Below are 18,469 nucleotides of genomic sequence, written 5' to 3' on the forward strand. Positions count from 1 at the left end.
CGGCTTGCGCCGGCCTTTCCTGCATCACATCGCGATACTGCTTACAGCGCCTTGGCGGCGTCCACCACGTGCGCGGCGGTGATGCCGAAGTGCTTGTACAGCTGATCGGCCGGGGCCGAGGCACCGAAGGTGTCGATACCGATCACCGCACCGTCCAGGCCGACGAACTGGCGCCAGAAACCAGTGACGCCGGCTTCCACCGCCACGCGCTTGCGCACGGCGTTCGGCAGCACCGATTCACGATATGCCGCATCCTGGCGCAGGAACACATCGGTGGACGGCATCGAGACCACGCGGGTCTTGAGGCCGGCCGCGTCCAGCTGGGCTTTCGCTTCCGTGGCCAGCGAGACTTCCGAACCGGTGGCGATCAGGATCACGTCCGGGGTACCGGCGGCGTCGGCCAGCACGTAGCCGCCACGCTCGATCTGCGCGATCTGCTCGGCGCTCCGTGGCTGGTGCGGCAGGTTCTGACGGCTGAACACCAGGCAGCTCGGGCCGTCCTGGCGGGTGATCGCCGCCTTCCAGCTCACCGCCGACTCGACGGCATCGCAAGGGCGCCACACGTCGTTGTTCGGGATGTAGCGCAGCGAGGCCAGATGCTCCACCGGCTGGTGGGTCGGACCGTCTTCGCCCAGACCGATCGAATCGTGGGTGTAGACGTGGATGGCATGGGCCGGGATCAGCGCGCTCATGCGAACGCCGTTGCGGGCGTAATCGCTGAACACCAGGAAGGTGGCATCGAACGGAATGAAGCCGCCATGCAGCGCCAGGCCGTTGGCGATCGCGGTCATGCCGAACTCGCGCACGCCGTAGTACACGTAGTTGGCGTTGGCGTCGTCGCTGGCGACCGAGGTGCTGCCCTTCCACAGGGTCAGGTTGGAGTGCGCCAGGTCGGCCGAGCCGCCGACGATTTCCGGCAGCAGCGGCGCGAAGGCCTCGATGGCCAGCTGCGAGGCCTTGCGCGAGGCGATCGTCGGGCCTTCAGCCGCGACCTTGGCGATGTACGCGTCGGCCTGGGCAACGAAGTCGGCCGGCAGTTCGCCGTGCGAACGACGGGTCAGTTCAGCGGCTTCGGCCGGATACTGGGCCGCATACTTGTCGAACAGCTGTTCCCATTCGGCCTGGCGCAGGGTGCCGGCACCGTTGGCGCGCCAGCCATCGTAGATGGCCTGCGGGATTTCAAACGGGCCGTACTCCCAGCCCAGCTGCTTGCGGGTGGCTTCCAGCTCGTCCTTGCCCAGCGGAGCACCGTGGCTGGATTCCTTGCCGGCCTTGTTCGGCGAACCAAAGCCGATCGTGGTGCGGCAGCAGATCAGGGTCGGCTTGTCGCTCTGCGACAGCGCGGCCTCGATGCCGGCCTTGATGCTCTCCGGGTCGTGACCATCGACATCGCGGACCACGTTCCAGCCATAGGCCTCGAAACGCTCCGGCGTGTTGTCGGTGAACCAGCCTTCGACGTTGCCATCGATGGAGATGTGGTTGTTGTCCCAGAAGCAGACCAGCTTGTGCAGGCCCCAGGTGCCGGCCAGCGAAGCGGCTTCATGCGAGACGCCTTCCATCAGGCAGCCATCGCCCATGAACACCCAGGTGCGATGGTCGACCACTTCCAGTTCCGGACGGTTGAAGCGCTGCGCCAGCAGCTTCTCGGCCAGGGCGAAGCCCACGGCATTGGCGAAACCCTGGCCCAGCGGGCCGGTGGTGGTTTCCACGCCGGGGGTTTCATGGCGCTCCGGGTGACCGGCGGTGTGGCTGCCAAGCTGGCGGAACAGCTTGAGCTGCTCGATCGGCAGGTCGTAACCGCTCAGGTGCAGCAGCGCGTACTGCAGCATCGAGCCGTGGCCGTTGGACAGCACGAAACGGTCGCGGTTGAACCAGTGCGGATTGCTCGGGTTGTGGCGAAGGTAGTCGTTCCAGAGCACTTCGGCGATGTCGGCCATGCCCATGGGCATGCCGGGGTGGCCGGACTTTGCGGTTTCAACCGCATCGGCGGCAAGGAAGCGGATGGCGTTGGCCAACTGGCGACGGGTAGGCTGCGTCATGGTTCTGTCGGAATCGGGAGGCGGCCGCGGACGTGCGGGCGACCTATTGTCCCATAGTCACCGGGTGGGGGTCAGTTCCACTTGCCCGGTCGTGCGGGCGCTGGCCGGCAACGTCGTGATCTCCGCCGGATTCCGCATGTGAAAAGGGGTCGGAGCCCTTTCCGTGCGGAAAGGAATCCGACCCCGATCAGGTCGCCAGGACTCAGTCGCGGTCGGGAACCAGCGCCGGGCCGTCGTGGCCCTCGCCCTTGGCCACCAGGGTGGTCAGCGCCAGATCGCCGGTCACGTTCAGCGCCGTGCGGCACATGTCCAGGAAATGGTTCACGCCCAGGATCAGGCCGATCCCCAGCGGGTTGACCCCCACCATGGCGCAGATCATCGCTACCACCGGCAGCGAACCCGACGGCACGCCCGCGGTACCGATGCCCCCCAGGATGCACACCGCCATCACCATGATCTGCTGGCCGATGCTCAGGTCCACGCCGAAGAACTGGGCCAGGAAGATCACCGTCACGCCCTCGAACAGCGCCGTGCCGTTCTGGTTGGCGGTGGCGCCCACGGTCAGCACGAAGCGGGACACGCGCTGCGGCAGGCCCATCTGGTCGGCCACGCGCAGCGCGGTCGGCAGGGTGGCGTTGCTGGAGGCGGTGGAGAAGGCCATCACCGTCGCTTCCTGGGTATCGCGGAAGAACGACAGCGGCGAACGGCCCGACAGCCACACGGCGGCGCCGTAGGTCACCACCATGTGCAGGCCCAGTGCCAGCACCACCACGCCCACGTAGGCGCCCAGGCGGATGATCAGCTCGAAACCGAACAGCGCGGCCAGGTTGAACATGAAGCAGGCCACCGCATACGGTGCCAGGCGGATGACCAGATTGATCAGGGTCATCGAGATTTCGAACACGCCTTCGATGGCGCGGCGCAGCGGGGCGACCTTCTCGTCATCGGTCAGCACCATGCCGATGCCGAACATCAGCGCGAAGAACATCAGCGAGAGGATCGCGCCGTTGTCGGAGGCCGCCTGCAGCACGTTGCTCGGCACGATCGACAGCAGCATGTCCATGCCCTTCGGCGTGCCATGGATGCCGGCGACGATCTCCTTGCTGCGTTCGGCGTTCTCCGAGAGCATCAGCGCGGCGGTCTGCGGATCGACGCCGACGCCGGGCTTGAGCAGGTTGACCAGCACCAGGCCGATGGCCACGGCGATGCCGGACAGCAGCACGGTATAGGCCAGCGTCTTCCAGCCGATGCGGCCGAGGGCGCGGATGTCGCCCATCTCCGACACGCCCATGATCAGCGCCGAGAAGATCAACGGCACGATCAGCATGAAGATCAGGTTGAGGAACAGCCCCGATGCAGGCGTGGTGATGTAGTCCATGACCCACTTGGCACCGGTCTGCAGACCATCGACGCTGCCACCCAGGGCGTGCACGGTCAGTCCCAGGATCAGGCCGATGGCGAAGCCGATGCCCATCTTCCAGTGCAGGGGCAACGTCTTCTTGCCGGCGGCAGCTGCTGTCATACGCAGGTTTCCTCGAAAAATGAATGCACTCTAACAAAGCGCGCAAGCGGCGCCGGTTCAGGTTCGGCGCTGCGGATACAGCGGCGCCAGCCCAGTGTCGGTGCCGCGGGCGGTCCCCGACCAGTGTGGTCCGTCACGGAAGGCCTCGCGCAACCGCACACGCAGTGGTGCCGGCTCTCCCTGCCCGCCCCATCGCACCTGCTGGAGCTCCTGCAGCACCTGGCGCTGGTTCGGATCACCCAGCCTGGCGATGACCTGCTCCAACCGCGGTACACCTGCCATCGCGCACAGCTGCGCTTCGACCTGGTCAAAGCCCTCGCCGTCCAGCACCCGGCGCAGTTCGGCGACGCTGCCGCGTCCTTCGCTGGCTTCCGGCCCGGACGGCGGCCCCGGCGGGCGAGTGGCACCGCGCATGGACGGCCCGCCGCGTCCGCGCTGCCAGCCCCACAGCAGGGTCAGCAGCCACAGCAGCGCCAGGCCGATCACCGCGGCAATCCAGGGCCAGGGCTGGCTCGGCGTCCCCGAGGCGATCGGATCGGTGGCCGCAATGCGCGTGTCGTCGTCGGGCAGCGCTGCATCGGTGTCGATCGGCGGCGGCGGGGCGGGCGCGGCAGTGCCCGTACCGGCGCTGACCGTCAGTGCCAGGTCCGGCAGTCGTGCCTGCTGCGCGCTGCCGTCGCGCACGTTCCACCATGACACCCTCGGCCCCGGCACCTGCAGCGGACCCGGCTGGCGGGGCACGACGGAGTAACGACGGGTGATCTTCAACCGCGGGGTGCTGCCAGTGAAGGTCTCTTCGTACTGCGCCGGTTCGGCGAACACCTGCGCCGCCGTGCCGAGGTCCGGAACCGGAAGGTCGGTGAACTGGGCACGGGTGGCACCTTCGGCGATCGCTTCGACCACGATGGTGGCGGCCTCGCCGGTACGCGCAGTACTCGGCGCGCTGGTATAGCGCAACTGCAGGCCCTGCAACGGCAGCCACGGCTGCGGCGCCTGCACCGGCTGTGCCTGCACCTGCAGCGTGCGGTCGGCGCCGGTGGCGTTCATGCGGCCATCGCCCCCTCCGAAGAAGTCATCGAAGAAGCCGCCCGCGCTGCGGCCGTTGAAGCGCGCGCCGGCCAGGCGCAGTGTCCCGCTGCGCTCGGGAATCAGCAGGAAGCGGCGCTCGACCACGTTGTAGCGGCGTCCATTGACCTGCCTCACGTCGGTGCGGTCGTCGCCCACCCGCTGCAGCGAGGCACCGGCGGGCGTATCCACGATGAGCTCGCCGGAGGCCAGCTGCGAGGCGAAGAACAGGCGCACGACCACGCCAACGCTCTGCTGCACGTAGGGCGTGTCATCGTCGACATCGGTCTGTATGAACGCCATGGCCGCACCGTTGGCAGCGGTGACCGGGGCGGCGGCGTCTACCTGCAACGTCAGCGGTGCGGTCTGCGCAGTACCCACCTGCAGGGCCGGGATCGTCAGCGCGCCACTGCGTCGCGGTGTCAGCGCCACGCCATACAGACTGCGTTGCTGCATGCTGCCGTTGCTCCACTCCACCTGGCGGCTGCTGGTCTGCCCACTGAGATCGAAGTCACCGCGCAGCGGCGTGAAGTCCGGCGCACCGGCATCACTCTGCACGTTGAGGGTGACCGTATCCCCCATCGCGATGCGATCGCGGTCCAGCCATGCCCGCGGCTCTGCCCAGGCCATCAATGGCAGCCACAGCAGCAGCATTGCCGCACACCGGCGTAGGCCGTGCATGTTCATCGCCCTTCCCTCTTCCTGCGTTCGTTTTCCAGCTGGAACTTGGCACGCAGCAACGCGCCCGGATCATCCGGCACGCGCCGCATCCAGGCGTCCACCGCCTGTTGTTCCTCGCGCTGGCGCGGCGTGCGGCCGTCATCGCCCGCCACGGTCGGATCATTCTTCTCCCGGCCCTCGCGCCCCTGTTCGATGGCCTGCTGCATGCGCTGTCGCTGCTGCGCGTCGGCCTCGGCCTGCGCATGGGCGTCCTCGGCCTGGGGCGGTGACGGCGGTCCCAGATCACCACGCTCACCGGGCCGCGGTTGCGGCTGGGCGCCGGCGTCTGAGGGCGGGGGGCGCTGCGAGGGCGCCTGCGGCTGTCCCTGCCCCGACGGCTGTCCCTGCCCCGACGGCTGGCCCTGCTGTGGCTGGCCCTGCTGATCCTGCGGCGTCGAGGACGGCTTCCGGGGCGGATTCTGCTGTCCCGGGTTCTGCCGCTGGCCACCCGGCGGCTTGCGCTTGCGTGCAGCATCGACAACAGCCCGGTTGGCCACCGCGTCGGCCATCCCCGGCTGCAGGGCCAGTGCGCGATCGTAGGCGGCTATGGCATCGTCGTACTGGCCCTGGCGGGCCAGCACATTGCCGAGGTTGTACCAGCCGGCCGCGGTGTCGAGCCCTTCGAACTGCTGCCGGGCACGTGCGAAGTCACCCTGGCGGTAGGCCTGTACGCCTTCGGCCAGACGCTGATGCTGCACCTGGTCCGCCCGCTTCCACAGCGTGCCCTGCACCGGCCGCGTCTGTGCCTGCGCCTGCGCGCCGTCCGTCCACGGCAACAGGCCGACCGCCAGCACGGCAGCCAGCAGCGCACGCCGTCGGAACGCCAGCAGCGCAAGCAGCATCAACGGCGGCAGCAACCAGAAGCCTTCGTCGCGCCATTGGTGACCGGTACCCGGCCGCTGCAGCGCTGTGCCTTCACGGGCATCGAGCACACCCAGCGCGCGCAGGTCGCGATCATCGGCGGCGATCCGCACATAGCGGCCGCCGCCGGCCGTCGCCACGGCGCGCAGGCGGCCTTCGTCCAGCGCGGCCTGGCGGATCTGGCCGCTGCTGTCGCGGTACGCGGCACCGCCCGGAGTTCCCAGACCCAGCACCGACACCTGCAGCCCCAGGCTGCGGGCCTGCGAAGCAGCGAGTTCGGCCTCATCGTCAGCCTGGTCGGTGACCACCAGGATCTGCCCTTGGGGCGCGCCGGTCTGCCGCATCAGCCGTGTCGCCCAGTCGATGCCACGATCGGCACGCTGGCCGTCGCGCGGCATGACATCCGGCGACAGCGCGTCCAGATAGAGCGCGACATTGCCGGCATCCTCGGTCAACGGAGCGACGGTATAGGCATCGTCCGCATAGACGATCAGCCCAACCTGGCCGCCCTCGCGGGCGCGCAGCAAGGTGCCGATCTTGGCCCGCGCCTGCAGCAGGCGCGACGGCGGCAGGTCGGTGGCGGTGATCCGGCTGGACAGGTCCAGCACCACCAGCAACGGTGCGCTGGCCTGGAACATCGGCTGCGCCTGCTGTCGCCAGCTGGGCCCGGCCAGGGCCAGGCACGCCAGCGTCCAGCCCAGCAGCTGCGCCCACGGCAGGCGCATGCGACGGCGCGGCCCCGACGCCAGCAGATGGGGCAGCAGATGGGCATCGACCGCCTGCCGCCATGCATCGCTGCGGCGCTGTCGATACACCGCTACGGCCACGATCAACGGCAGCGCGGCCAACGCCCACAGCCAGTCAGGCCGCAGGAAATGCAGCGCGTTCCAGTCCGGCAGATGGGATGCCAGGGCGATCATCGACGACGCTCCGGCCATGCCCACGCAAGCGCACCGAGCAGCAGCGCCACGCCCAGCGGCCAGGGATAACGCTCATCGCGCGGGCGCAGGGCCGGCCCCTTCTCCGCGATGGGCTCCAGCCGGTCCAGCTCGGCATAGATGCCTGCAAGCTCGGCAGTGTCGCGGGCGCGGAAGAACTGGCCGCCGGTCATCCGGGCGATCTGCCTGAGCGTCGCCTCGTCCACCGGGTCCTGGTCGGCGGAAATCGGAATTCCGAGAAAGCGCATGCTGCCATCGCCGCCAAAGGCGACGGTGTGGATGCGCACGCCCTCGGCACGCGCTACCTCCGCCGCACGCAGCGGTTCCAGCACGCCTGCATTGCTGACGCCATCGGTGAGCAGGATCAGCACACGCTGGCCCTCGGGCTGGCTGCGCAGGCGCTTGACTGCAAGGCCGATGGCATCGCCGATGGCGGTCTCGCGCCCGGCCAGGCCGACCACGCTGTCGCGCAGCTGGTCGCGGACGCTGGCCAGGTCGGCAGTGAGCGGGGTCAGCGTATAGGCCCGATCACCAAAGATCAGCAGGCCGATGCGATCGCCTGCACGACGGTCAAGAAAGTCGGCCAGCACGGCCTTGGCGGCGGTCAGCCGATCGACGGCCTGACCGCCGAGCACCATGTCGGCCTCGCCCATGCTGCCGGACACGTCCATCGCCAGCATCATCTGGCGCCCCTGCTGCGGCGGTGTGATCGCCTCGCCCAACTGCTGCGGCCGCGCCAGCGCCACGCACAGCGCGATCCAGCCCAGCCACAGCAGCAGCGCACGCCACCTGTGCGCATCGATACGACCCGCTCCGGCCAGGGCCTCCAGTTCGGTCGCGGCATAGGGCACGCGCAGCGCAGCGCCGGGGGCGGCACGGCGCTTCCAGGCCAGCATCAGCAACGGCAACGGCACCGCCAACAGCGCCAATGGCCAGGCCAGCTGCAGGTCCGGCCAGGGCCAGTAACTCGCCAGCGCACTCATCGGCGCCGCTCCTGCAGCATCGCCAAGTGACGTCCGCGTGCCCAGCGGCGCAGCACTGCGACATCGGCCGCATCCACCTGCGGCCGGTACGCGCCCTCGGCAAGCAGATCGCGCTGCGCCGCCGGCAACGTCGCCTGCGGATCCACCCGCTGCCACCAGGCGTGGTCATGCAACGCTTCGCTGCCCGGCCGTGCCTGACGCGCGGCACGGCGCAGCAGGCCCGCAATGGCCGCCACCTCAGCGGCGGCATCGGTCGCGCCCGCCAGCTCGCGATCAAACGCCTGCAACCAGCGCTGCTGACGCCGACGGCGACGCCACCACAGCAGGGCGAGGATCAGCAGCGCCAGCAGCAGAACCGCCCCGATCATCAGATAGCCGGGGGCCGGTGGCCACCACGACGGTGCCGGTGGCAGCTGCACATCGCGCAGGGGCAGCGCTGCGCTCATGCGGGTACCTCGGTAGGCGCCGGCGCCAGCCAGGCATCGCTGGCCGCGTCACTGCTCAGTACCTGCACATCGATGCGGCGTGCCCCCAGCTGGCGCTGCAGTTCCTGCAGCGGTTCAACGAAATGCGCATGCCACTGCGCCTGCACGTCGCTGCGGCGCAGGTCCAGTCCGATGCGCTGCTGGGCGGCAAGGAACTGCAGGGGCGCCGACGGCGGCTGCAGCTCCAGCGGATCGACCAGCAGCACCAGGCTGAGGTTGTGATGCTGGGCCAGCGCTCCCCATCGCGCCGGCGCAATGCGGATGGCCTGCTGCGGGTCGGCCAGCACCAGCAGCCGTGCACCCGGACGCAGTACGCGCGCCGCGTGGTCCAGCGCGCGCTCCAGACCCAGGTCATCGGCCGGAGGTTGCGCATACCAGCGCGTCAGCGCGTCGAGCACGCGCAGCACGCCACGTGGTCCGCCGGCTGGCGCTACCGGCGCTTCGCGGTCACTACCGCGCAGCGCACCGATGCGGTCGCCGCGGCGCTGCGCCGACCAGGCGGCGACTGCACCGGCACGCGCAGCCTGCACCGACTTGAAGCGCACGCGGGTGCCGAAGTACAGCGCGGGTGAGGTATCGGCCACGATCAGACTGACCCGTTCGCGTTCGGCCTGGAACAGCTTGGTATGGGCACGACCGGTGCGCGCGGTCACGCGCCAGTCGATATGACGGGCATCGTCACCGGCGACGTACTCGCGCGATTCGGCGTACTCCATGCCGCGCCCGCGCAGCGGCGATGGTGCCTGCCCCGCATTGCCGGCGCGGCCGCGACGGGGCGGCGGCGGACGCTGGGCCAGACGGCGCAGCGCCACCAGCTCGGCCAGCTGCGGGCGCAGTCCATCGCCTTCGCTGGCGGACACTCCATGCTCCTGGGATGTATCGGTCATGCGCAGGCTCAGGGTGCCGGCACCCGGGCCAGCAGTTCCTGCACCAGCCGTTCGCCATCCCACCCTTCGGCGGTCGCCTCGTAGCTCGGCAGCACGCGATGGCGCAGCACGTCCGCAGCCACCGCACGCACATCATCAGGGGTGACGAAGTCACGGCCGGCCAACCATGCGCGCGCACGCGCGCAACGCTCCAGCGCGATCGAACCGCGCGGGCTTGCGCCCCACGCGATGCGACGGCCCAGCGCGGGGTCGTAGCGGGCCGGATCACGGGAGGCCAGCACCAGCTCCACCAGGTAGCGTTCCAGGGCCGGTGCCATGTGCAGGTCCAGTACCTGGCGACGCGCCTGGAAGACATCCTGCATCGGCATTTTCTCCGGCGCCGCCGGGGCTTCACCCAGCGCGCCGCGCGCACGTTCGCGCGCCAGCCGCAGGATTTCCGCCTCGGCCGTCTGGTCCGGATAACCGATGCGCACATGCATCAGGAAGCGGTCCAGCTGCGCTTCGGGCAACGGGAACGTGCCCTCCTGCTCGATCGGGTTCTGCGTGGCCATCACCAGGAACAACGAGGGCAACGCATAGGTGTGGCGACCCACGGTGACCTGGCGCTCGCCCATCGCTTCCAGCAGCGCCGACTGCACCTTGGCCGGTGCACGATTGATTTCATCGGCCAGCAGGATCGGATGGAAGATCGGGCCCGGCACGAATTCGAAACGGCCTTCCTGCGGGCGCCAGATCTCGGTACCGGTCAGATCGGCAGGCAACAGGTCCGGGGTGAACTGCACGCGCGCGAAATCGGCCTCCAGGCGCGCTGCCAGGGCGCGGATGGCGGTGGTCTTGGCCAACCCGGGCGCGCCCTCCACGAGCAGATGGCCATCAGCCAGCAGCGCGATCAGCAGGCGCTCGACCAGGGCGGCCTGGCCGACGATCTCGGCCGACAGCGCCTCGCGCAACGTGTTGAACGCCGCGTGCAGGTGGGACGTGGCCGGCGTGGCAGCCGGCATTGCAGATTCGGGCATCGGCGGGGGCAGGTTCATGAGGGCCTTTGACCGGCACAGGACGGCACGGGTTCCCGACATCATCGCAGGGTGCCCCGGCGATGGCATCAAGAGACGCTGAACAGCGTCCACGCCCTGCGTGGATGCATGGCCGCAACGCAGACGGGGCCGCACATGGCGGCCCCGTTTCGCACCTGCTGCAGGCGGTGGCTCAGTTCTGCTTGGCCACGCGCAGCACCTTCGGCGTCACGAACACCAGCAGCTCGGCCTTGTCCTTGTTGCGACCGCGCTTCTTGAACAGATTGCCCAGGAACGGCACATCGCCCAGGAACGGCACCTTGCTGATGCTGTTGCGATCGGTGAACTCGTACACACCGCCGATCACCACGGTCTGGCCGTCCTCGACCAGCACCGCGGTATTGACTTCGCGGCGGTTGATCGACGGCACCGTACCGTAGCCCTGCAGTTCGATCAGGCGATCGACTTCATCCTTCTTGACCTGCATGTTCAGGAACACGCGGTTGTCATTGGTGATCGTCGGGGTCACCCGCAGCTCCAGCACGACTTCCTTGAACTGCACGTTCGGCGTCGAACCCGCGCCCCCGGCGGCACCGGTACCGCTGATGGTGACGTAGCCGATCTCCTTGCCCTGCTTGATCATCGCCTCGCGCTGGTTGGTGGTGACCACGCGCGGATTGGAGATCACTTCGCCACGCGATTCCTCCTGCATGGCCGACAACTCGACATCCAGCAGGTAGCCCGCGTTGAGGATCGACAGCGCCAGCGAACCCGGGTTGTTGGCCAGGGCCACCGGCAGGTTCCAGTTCAGGCCACGCTCGATGGTCGAGCCGGTCGGCACGGGTGCCGGACCGACACTGCCACCGGCCTGCCACTCACGCACGGCCTTGGCGTTCTCCAGCGCGGTATCGACCTGCGATTTGCGGGTCTTGGCGTTGGCGTCGAGGCTGCCGCTGAAGTAGACATTGTCGCGGCTGCCGCTGATGCCGAACTTCGCACCCAGTTCGCGGGCGAAGGTGTCGGTGGCGATCACGATGCGGCTTTCGATCAGCACCTGGTCCACTGGACGATCGATCACCCCGATCAGTTCGCGCATGCGTGCGATCTTCTTGGGGATGTCGCTGATCATCAGCGTGTTGGTGCGCTCGTCGGCAACGATGCGGCCGCGCGTGGACAGGAACCCGCTTTCCTCCTGCGACGAGGAACCGCCACTTCCACCACCGCCACCGCCGCCGATGCCCTTGGCCTCGGTCAGCGCTTTGAAGATCTGCGTCGCGCTGTGGTAGTTGATCTGCACGTAATCGGTCACCAGGTCTTCGCGGTTCTCGATGGCGATGCGGGCGTCTTCCTTCTCCTGCTCGAACTTGGCCAGCTCGGCCTGCGGCGCGACCCAGATCACGCTGCCATCGCGACGCTTGTCCAGGCCCTTCGCGCGCAGCACGATGTCCAGCGCCTGGTCCCACGGAACGTTGACCAGGCGCAGGGTCACGTTGCCCTGCACCGAATCGGACGCCACGACATTGAGGTTGGATTCTTCGGCGATCAACTGCAGCACCGTGCGCACCGGCACGTCCTGGAAGTTGAAGGTGACCGGCTTGCCCGAGTAGCCACGCTGGCCGACGGCCTTCGCCGCCTGGGTGACCGTACCGGCGTTGACCGCACCGACGGCGGCGGGCGCCTGTCGCGGACTGATCTCGACCACGTATTCGTTGCCGCTCTGGTAGGCCAGCGACTCCACCGTACCCGCCGTGCTCAGCACCAGCTGGGTCCCGGCGCCCGATGGCTTGGCATCGATGCGCTGCACGGGCGTGGCAAAGTCGACCACGTTCATCGGCTTCTGCAGGTTGGCCGGCAGGCGCGCGTTGCCCACGTCGACCACGACGTTGCTGCCCTGCGTGCGCAGGTCGGGAATCGCGCCCTGGCCGTCGAACTGCAGGATCAGGCGGCCGACGCCATCATCGCCGCGCTTGAAATCGATCTTGGACACCGACAGGCCAGTTGTCGCCGGGGCCGAAGGGGCCACCGCGGTGCTGGCCGGTTTCTCCGCCGGTGCGGCGGCCAGCGCCGGAGCGCAGGCCAGCATCAGCGCGACTCCCAGCGCGCTGACACGGTTCAAGGTAGAGCGCCGGATGGGACGCAGCCCCTTGGCTTGGTGAAAGGTCATCGTGCTATCCCCAGTAAACGATCATTGATCTTCCAGCGCGAGCGTCGCTGGCCGTTCCAGCCAACCACCCGCGCCATCCGGCACCAGTTCGATCAGTTCAACGCGGTCCTCGAAGACCGCGGTGACCCGCCCGTCGCTCTGCCCCAGGTAGCCGCCCGGGCGGACCCGGTAGGTGACCTTGTCCGGCCCCATCACCAGCGCGACGGTGCTGCCGCCGGTGCCGATGGTGCCGACCATGTCCAGTGCGTCCAGCGGGAAGCCCTCCAGGGGCTCCTTGCGCCGGTTCGGGTCCGGTCGCAATCCGCCGTTCCCCTGCTGCGGATTGGTCCAGGCATCGGTGAACGGATCGCGCATGCCCTGCGCGGAGTATTCGAAGGTCTCGAACTGCTGCATCACCGGCAGCGGCTCCAGCGGCTGCGCCGGTCGCGCACGCTCGCCCTCCACCCACTTCTCCAGGTTCGGTGCATCGCCCGGCGTGCTGGTCACGCCGCGGCCACAGCCCGCCAGCAGCAGGACCGCCAGCACCATCGACCCGCGTACGATCTGTGCGCGCATCACTTCCCGCCCTCCTTGCCGGCGTCAGCGCTCTGCTGCGCCTGCACTTCGGCTTCGTCCAGATACCGGTAGGTCTTGACCGTGCCGGACAGCTCCAGCGCACCTGCGCGGACGTTGCCGCTGGTCTTGTCCTTGGGCTTGAGGTTGATGTCGTGCATGGTCAGGATGACCACCCGCGGCAACGAGGCCACACCGCTGACGAACGCACCGAACTGGTGGTAGCTGCCCACCATCCGCAGCTTGATCGGCTTCTCGGCGTAGAACTCCTTGATCTGCTCGGACTCGGGTTCGAACAGCTCGTTGGACAGGCCGCTGGACAACGCGGTCTGCGAGATGTCGATGATCAGGTCCGGCATTTCGGTCTTGCTCGGCAGCTGCCGCAGCATCTGCTGCAGCACCTGCTCCATCTGTGCCAGCTGCTGCTTCAGCGGCGCCAGGTTCACCGCACGTTCCTGCTGCTTGGTGAACTCGGTGCGCAGCTCGGTCTCCTGCCGCTCGAGGCCCTCCAGTTCCTCGCGCTTGCCACTGATCAGCAGCATCCACGCCACGAACATGATGACCAGCGCCAGCAGCGCGCAGAAGACGATCTTGGCCTTCTGCGGCCAGTTGCCGATGTCGTTGAAATCCAGGTTCTTGAGATCGATCTTCTGGCTCATGCGCGGTCCCCCTGCAACGGGGCGTGGAAGGCCTGCGGCGGCTGCGCCAGGCGGCTGCCCTCCGGCTTGGCCGGCGCGGCGGCCGGCGGGGCCGTTGCCGGGGGCGGCGTGGTGGCGGGTGCGGTGGCGGGTGCGGCCGGTGCGGCGGGTGTGGCCGCCTCGGGTGCGGCCGACAGCGGTGCGACCGGTTCGGCGGCTGCGGCCGGTGCCACGGTGCCATCGGCATTCAGGCCCGGCGGCGCGGTGGCCTCCTCGCTCTGCGCCGGCAGCTTCACCTTGACCACGAACACATACGGCAGCGCCTTGATGTCCGATACCGGGCCCGGGCGACCGTCCTTGTCCTTGTCCGGCTCACGCGCCTCGATGATCGACAGCTCCGGGCTGGCCATCCAGCCGGACGTCTCCAGGTTGCGCATGTACGCCGAAACGCGGGCGTTGGACTGGGTACGGCCTTCCAGGGTAAGGGTGTCCCCTTCCTGCTTCAGGGCGGTCAGCACGACGCCATCGGGAATGGTGCGCACCAGCGCGTCGAACAGGTGGACCATCTGCGAGCGCTTGGCCTGCAGTTCCTCGATCACCTTCTTGCGCGCCAGCAGCCGCTCCTTCTGCGCGTCGAGGCGGTCGATCTCCTTGTTCTGCTCCTTGACCTTGTCGATCTCGGCCTGCAGGTAGGCATTGCGGTCCATCTGGCCGCTGACCTGGCGGTCGTAGTAGAACCAGATCATCAGCGACAGCAGCAGGCCACCCACGGCGGCCATGCCCAGCATTGCGTAGAACTCGCGCTGGCGTTGCTTGCGCCGTTCGGCGCGCCAGGGCAACAGGTTGATGCGTGCCATCAGTCGAAGCTCCTCAGCGCCAGACCGGTCGCGATCATCAGCGCGGGAGCATCCTGGGCCAGCGCATGCGCGTTCACCTTCGGTCCCAGCGTCATCTGCGCCAGCGGATTGGCGACCACGGTCGGCACACCCAGCTGCTCCTCGACCATTTCCGGCAGGCCCCCAAGAACCGCGCAGCCTCCGGCCAGCACGATATGATCGACACGATTGAATTCGCTGCCGGCGTAGAAGAACTGCAACAGGCGGCTGATCTGCTGGACCGTGGCTTCCTTGAACGGCTCCAGCACTTCCATCTCGTAGCTTTCCGGCAGCCCGCCCTGGCGCTTGGCCAGGCCGGCTTCCTCGTAGCTCAGGCCGTAGCGGCGCATGATCTCGTCGGTCAGCTGCTTGCCGCCGAACACCTGTTCGCGGCTGTACAGGCTGCGCCCGCCGCGCAGGACGTTCAGGGTGGTCATCGTGGCGCCGATGTCGACCAGCGCGACCACGCCGTCGGTGGACACCGGCAGCTCACTGGCAACCAGGGCGAAGGCGTTCTCGACCGCGAAGGCCTCCACGTCCATCACCTTGGCCTGGAGGCCGCCGAGTTCCAGCGCCGACTGGCGCAGTTCCACATTCTCGGACCGCGACGCGGCCAGCAGCACCTGGACCATCTCCGGGTTGTTCGGGATCACCCCGATCACCTCGAAGTCCAGGTTCACTTCCTCGATCGGATAGGGAATGTAGTTGACCGCTTCCAGCTCGATCTGCGCTTCCATGTCGTTCTCGTCGAGCTCGGCCGGCATCGGGATCACCTTGGTGATCACGGCCGAGCCGGCCACGGCGGCGGCGGCCTGCTTCGCCTTGCTGCCGGAACGGTTCAACGCCCGGCGGATGGCCTCACCCACGGCCTCCACCTCGACGATGTTCTTCTCCACGACCGCATTCGGCGGCAGTGGTTCCACGGCGTAATGTTCCACACGGAAACGATTGCCACTGCGGGAAAGCTGCAACAGCTTTACCGCAGTCGAACTGATGTCGACGCCAATAAGCGGCGACTGACTTTTTGGGATGAGCCCCACGGTTTCTCCCCTGCCGACGGGCACTTGGACGCAAGAACTGCGACCGCGCATTAATAACGTATTCTTAGCAAATGGCAACCGCCCTGCTGTGAATTCCCTCACAGGTTCACGATGCAGCCCCTGGCGTTTCCCCTTGCGCTCCCCGGTGCCGACCCCAGCCGCCACCTTGCGTAATCTATACTCTGCGACCATGAAATTCGCAATCGGAATCTGAACCCGATGACTCGACTCCGCCGCTGGCTGCGCTGGATCTTCCTGATTGTCCTGGTCCTGGCGCTGATCGGTGCGGCCGCTGTGGGCGGTCTCTACTACGCTGTGTCCTCCAAGCTCCCCGACGTGCAGACCCTGCGCGACGTGGAGATGCAGGAGCCGATGTACGTCTATGCCGCCGACGGCAAGCTGATGGCGGTGTTCGGCGAGACCCGGCGCACCCCGGTCACCATGAAGGAGGTGCCGGAGAAGCTCAAGCAGGCTTTCCTGGCCACCGAGGACGCCCGCTTCTATGAACATGGCGGCGTGGACTACAAGGGCATCGCCCGCGCGGTGTGGCTGCTGGCCACCACCAACGACAAGCGCGTGCCCGGCGGGTCCACCATCACCCAGCAGGTGGCCCGCCAGTTCTTCCTCAGTTCCGAGTACAGCTACACCCGCAAGCTGGCCGAGATCCTGCTGGCCCGCAAGATCGAGTCCGAGCTGAGCAAGGACGAGATCTTCGAGCTGTACCTGAACAAGAGCTTCTTCGGCAACCGTGCCTACGGTGTGGCCGCGGCAGCGGAGTTCTACTACGGCAAGAAGCTGGCCGAGCTGGACCTGGATGAGATGGCCTCGCTGGCCGGCATCCCGAAGTTCCCCTCCTCCGGCAACCCGATCTCCAACCCGGAACGCGCCCGCCAGCGCCGCGACAACTATGTGCTGCAGCGCATGGCCGATCTGAAGTTCGTCAGCCAGGCCGAGGCCGATGCGGCCAAGGCCGTGCCGATGCATGCCACCGCGCATGAGCCGCCGGTGCAGGTCGAGGCGCCCTACGTGGCCGAACTGGTGCGCCAGGAGATGATCGCGCGCTTCGGCGGCGACGTGGTCAACAAGGGATACCACGTCACCACCACCATCGATTCGACCCTGCAGACCGCGGCCAACCTGTCGGTGCGTGACGGCCTGCTGCTGTATGACCACCGCCACGGCTGGCACGGCGTGGAGAAGCAGGTGCAGCTGGGGGCCGGCGACGATGCCGCAGCCCTGGCCGAACATCTGCGCGGCATCCCGGCGCAGGCAGGCCTGCTGCCGGCGATCGTTGCCAGCGCCGGTGCCGATGGCAGCGCCACGGTGGTGCTGGCCAACCGCAGCGAGATCGTGCTGCCGGCCGGTGCCGCCCGGTGGACCAACAAGACCCCCGGCAAGCTGGTGCAGCGCGGCGACATCGTGCGTGTGCGCGCCGGCGACAAGGAGGGCGAGTGGCTGCTGGACCAGATCCCGCGCGGTCAGTCCGCGCTGGTCTCGCTGGATGCCCACAGCGGTGCGCTGAAGGCGCTGGTCGGCGGTTTCAGCTTCTCCGGCAACAAGTTCAACCGCGCCACCCAGGCCCGTCGCCAGCCCGGTTCGAGCTTCAAGCCGTTCGTCTATGCCGCAGCGTTCGACAAGGGTTACAACCCGGCTTCGATCGTGCTTGATGCCCCGGTCGTGTTCCGCGACCGCCGCGGCAAGACCTGGGCACCGCAGAACGATGGCGGTGGCTTCCGCGGCCCGATGCGCCTGCGCGAAGCCCTGGTGCAGTCACGCAACCTGGTCTCGGTGCGCCTGCTCGACGGCATGGGCGTGGACTACGCCCGCAAGTACATCAGCGAGTTCGGCTTCGCCGAATCGGAGCTGCCGCCGAACCTGTCGATGTCGCTCGGCACCGCCTCGCTGACCCCGCTGTCGGTGGCCCGTGGCTATGCCGTGTTCGCCAACGGCGGCTCGCGCGTGGACACCTGGCTGATCGACCAGGTGAACGACCGCGACGGCAACCTGGTGTTCAAGGAGAACCCGGCGCTGGCCTGCCGCGACTGTGCCGGCAGCAGCGACCAGCCGGTCAGCCAGGTCGTGGACGGCTTCAACTTCGGTGCCCCGGCCCCCACGCCGGACCCGGCCGCCGCCAAGGCGCAGGCCACCACCGAAACCGCTGCCGCACCGGTCAACCCGGATGCGCGCACCGCGCCGCGCGCGATCGATGCACGCACCGCCTACCAGCTGGTGTCGATGATGCGCGATGTGGTCCAGCGCGGTACCGGCACGCAGGCCAAGGTGCTCGGCCGCGAGGACGTGGGCGGCAAGACCGGCTCCACCAACGACCACCGCGATGCCTGGTTCTCCGGCTTCGGCGGCCCGTACGTGACCACCGTGTGGGTGGGCCGCGATGACTTCCGTTCGCTGGGTTACCGCGAATACGGCGGCAAGGCCGCGCTGCCGATCTGGATCGAGTACATGCGCACCGCGCTGAAGGACACGCCGATCGCGCAGAACGATCCGCCCAGCGGCATGGTGCAGACCACGCTCAACGGCGCGACCGAATGGGTCAAGGTGGAGGACATGGATCGCCTGACGGACTACGACCTCAACCTCAATACCCCGCAGGCCGACGCGGCTGCGTTCGATATCTTCTGACGCGTGCCGCGGGCGTCACCGTCGAGCCGGCGCATGCCCGGCTCGGC

14 protein-coding genes are annotated in these 18,469 nt (G+C 68.2%); 1 reads left to right on the forward strand and 13 read right to left on the reverse strand.

Translation table 11 applies throughout. From position 1 onward, the window contains the following. Nucleotides 1–41: 41 nt before the first annotated feature. From tkt to N5J29_RS15835, 13 genes are all read right to left on the reverse strand, one after another. Nucleotides 42–2,039 carry a transketolase gene (gene tkt / locus N5J29_RS15775; protein ID WP_053518470.1) on the reverse strand — a complete coding sequence of 666 codons (1,998 nt, stop codon included), beginning with the start codon at nt 2,037–2,039 and terminating at the stop codon, nt 42–44. Nucleotides 2,040–2,241: 202 nt separating this feature from the next. Beyond that, on the reverse strand, nt 2,242–3,561 hold the full coding sequence (locus N5J29_RS15780; protein ID WP_053518469.1) for a dicarboxylate/amino acid:cation symporter: 1,320 nt from the start codon (nt 3,559–3,561) through the stop codon (nt 2,242–2,244). A gap of 57 nt (nt 3,562–3,618) precedes the next feature. Continuing rightward, nucleotides 3,619–5,313 (reverse strand): BatD family protein, encoded by a 1,695-nt coding sequence (locus N5J29_RS15785; RefSeq protein ID WP_164150911.1) that lies wholly within the window; start codon nt 5,311–5,313, stop codon nt 3,619–3,621. Then, nucleotides 5,310–7,127 carry a tetratricopeptide repeat protein gene (locus N5J29_RS15790; protein ID WP_164150909.1) on the reverse strand — a complete coding sequence of 606 codons (1,818 nt, stop codon included), beginning with the start codon at nt 7,125–7,127 and terminating at the stop codon, nt 5,310–5,312. Before N5J29_RS15790 ends, N5J29_RS15785 begins: the two co-directional genes overlap by 4 nt. Then, complete coding sequence (locus N5J29_RS15795; protein WP_111186771.1) at nt 7,124–8,128, reverse strand: VWA domain-containing protein; 1,005 nt, start codon at nt 8,126–8,128, stop codon at nt 7,124–7,126. Before N5J29_RS15795 ends, N5J29_RS15790 begins: the two co-directional genes overlap by 4 nt. Continuing rightward, complete coding sequence (locus N5J29_RS15800) at nt 8,125–8,574, reverse strand: DUF4381 family protein (protein WP_164150907.1); 450 nt, start codon at nt 8,572–8,574, stop codon at nt 8,125–8,127. The genes N5J29_RS15795 and N5J29_RS15800 overlap by 4 nt, the downstream gene beginning before the upstream one ends. Beyond that, nucleotides 8,571–9,500 carry a DUF58 domain-containing protein gene (locus tag N5J29_RS15805; protein WP_279924475.1) on the reverse strand — a complete coding sequence of 310 codons (930 nt, stop codon included), beginning with the start codon at nt 9,498–9,500 and terminating at the stop codon, nt 8,571–8,573. Before N5J29_RS15805 ends, N5J29_RS15800 begins: the two co-directional genes overlap by 4 nt. An 8-nt stretch (nt 9,501–9,508) precedes the next feature. Then, nucleotides 9,509–10,534 carry a MoxR family ATPase gene (locus N5J29_RS15810; RefSeq protein WP_065175742.1) on the reverse strand — a complete coding sequence of 342 codons (1,026 nt, stop codon included), beginning with the start codon at nt 10,532–10,534 and terminating at the stop codon, nt 9,509–9,511. 172 nt (nt 10,535–10,706) lie between these two features. Beyond that, nucleotides 10,707–12,677 carry a type IV pilus secretin PilQ family protein gene (locus tag N5J29_RS15815; RefSeq protein WP_053518459.1) on the reverse strand — a complete coding sequence of 657 codons (1,971 nt, stop codon included), beginning with the start codon at nt 12,675–12,677 and terminating at the stop codon, nt 10,707–10,709. A gap of 21 nt (nt 12,678–12,698) precedes the next feature. Then, a complete protein-coding gene (locus tag N5J29_RS15820; RefSeq protein WP_053518457.1) occupies nt 12,699–13,232 on the reverse strand; it encodes a pilus assembly protein PilP in 534 nt (177 codons plus the stop codon). Then, entirely contained in the window at nt 13,232–13,888 is a 657-nt protein-coding gene (pilO, locus tag N5J29_RS15825; RefSeq protein WP_053518455.1) for a type 4a pilus biogenesis protein PilO, read from the reverse strand. The genes N5J29_RS15820 and pilO overlap by 1 nt, the downstream gene beginning before the upstream one ends. Next, a complete protein-coding gene (locus N5J29_RS15830; protein WP_065175741.1) occupies nt 13,885–14,724 on the reverse strand; it encodes a PilN domain-containing protein in 840 nt (279 codons plus the stop codon). Before N5J29_RS15830 ends, pilO begins: the two co-directional genes overlap by 4 nt. Beyond that, the gene (locus N5J29_RS15835) at nt 14,724–15,782 is read right to left on the reverse strand and encodes a pilus assembly protein PilM (RefSeq protein ID WP_053518451.1); all 1,059 of its coding nucleotides are present in this window, start codon (nt 15,780–15,782) and stop codon (nt 14,724–14,726) included. Before N5J29_RS15835 ends, N5J29_RS15830 begins: the two co-directional genes overlap by 1 nt. Before the next feature lie 219 nt (nt 15,783–16,001). On the opposite strand from N5J29_RS15835, the gene N5J29_RS15840 reads away from it, so the two are divergent. Further along, nucleotides 16,002–18,422 (forward strand): penicillin-binding protein 1A, encoded by a 2,421-nt coding sequence (locus N5J29_RS15840; RefSeq protein WP_053518448.1) that lies wholly within the window; start codon nt 16,002–16,004, stop codon nt 18,420–18,422. Nucleotides 18,423–18,469 lie beyond the last annotated feature (47 nt).

It is taken from the genome of Stenotrophomonas sp. GD03680 (assembly GCF_029844625.1).
Lineage (GTDB): Bacteria > Pseudomonadota > Gammaproteobacteria > Xanthomonadales > Xanthomonadaceae > Stenotrophomonas > Stenotrophomonas maltophilia_P.

Bases quoted from the DNA above. Each gene is read 5' to 3' on its own strand.
- tkt (WP_053518470.1), bottom strand. From the start codon at position 2,039: ATGACGCAGCCTACCCGTCGCCAGTTGGCCAACGCCATCCGCTTCCTT.
- N5J29_RS15780 (WP_053518469.1), bottom strand. From the start codon at position 3,561: ATGACAGCAGCTGCCGCCGGCAAGAAGACGTTGCCCCTGCACTGGAAG.
- N5J29_RS15785 (WP_164150911.1), bottom strand. From the start codon at position 5,313: ATGAACATGCACGGCCTACGCCGGTGTGCGGCAATGCTGCTGCTGTGG.
- N5J29_RS15790 (WP_164150909.1), bottom strand. From the start codon at position 7,127: ATGATCGCCCTGGCATCCCATCTGCCGGACTGGAACGCGCTGCATTTC.
- N5J29_RS15795 (WP_111186771.1), bottom strand. From the start codon at position 8,128: ATGAGTGCGCTGGCGAGTTACTGGCCCTGGCCGGACCTGCAGCTGGCC.
- N5J29_RS15800 (WP_164150907.1), bottom strand. From the start codon at position 8,574: ATGAGCGCAGCGCTGCCCCTGCGCGATGTGCAGCTGCCACCGGCACCG.
- N5J29_RS15805 (WP_279924475.1), bottom strand. From the start codon at position 9,500: ATGACCGATACATCCCAGGAGCATGGAGTGTCCGCCAGCGAAGGCGAT.
- N5J29_RS15810 (WP_065175742.1), bottom strand. From the start codon at position 10,534: ATGAACCTGCCCCCGCCGATGCCCGAATCTGCAATGCCGGCTGCCACG.
- N5J29_RS15815 (WP_053518459.1), bottom strand. From the start codon at position 12,677: ATGACCTTTCACCAAGCCAAGGGGCTGCGTCCCATCCGGCGCTCTACC.
- N5J29_RS15820 (WP_053518457.1), bottom strand. From the start codon at position 13,232: ATGCGCGCACAGATCGTACGCGGGTCGATGGTGCTGGCGGTCCTGCTG.
- pilO (WP_053518455.1), bottom strand. From the start codon at position 13,888: ATGAGCCAGAAGATCGATCTCAAGAACCTGGATTTCAACGACATCGGC.
- N5J29_RS15830 (WP_065175741.1), bottom strand. From the start codon at position 14,724: ATGGCACGCATCAACCTGTTGCCCTGGCGCGCCGAACGGCGCAAGCAA.
- N5J29_RS15840 (WP_053518448.1), top strand. From the start codon at position 16,002: ATGACTCGACTCCGCCGCTGGCTGCGCTGGATCTTCCTGATTGTCCTG.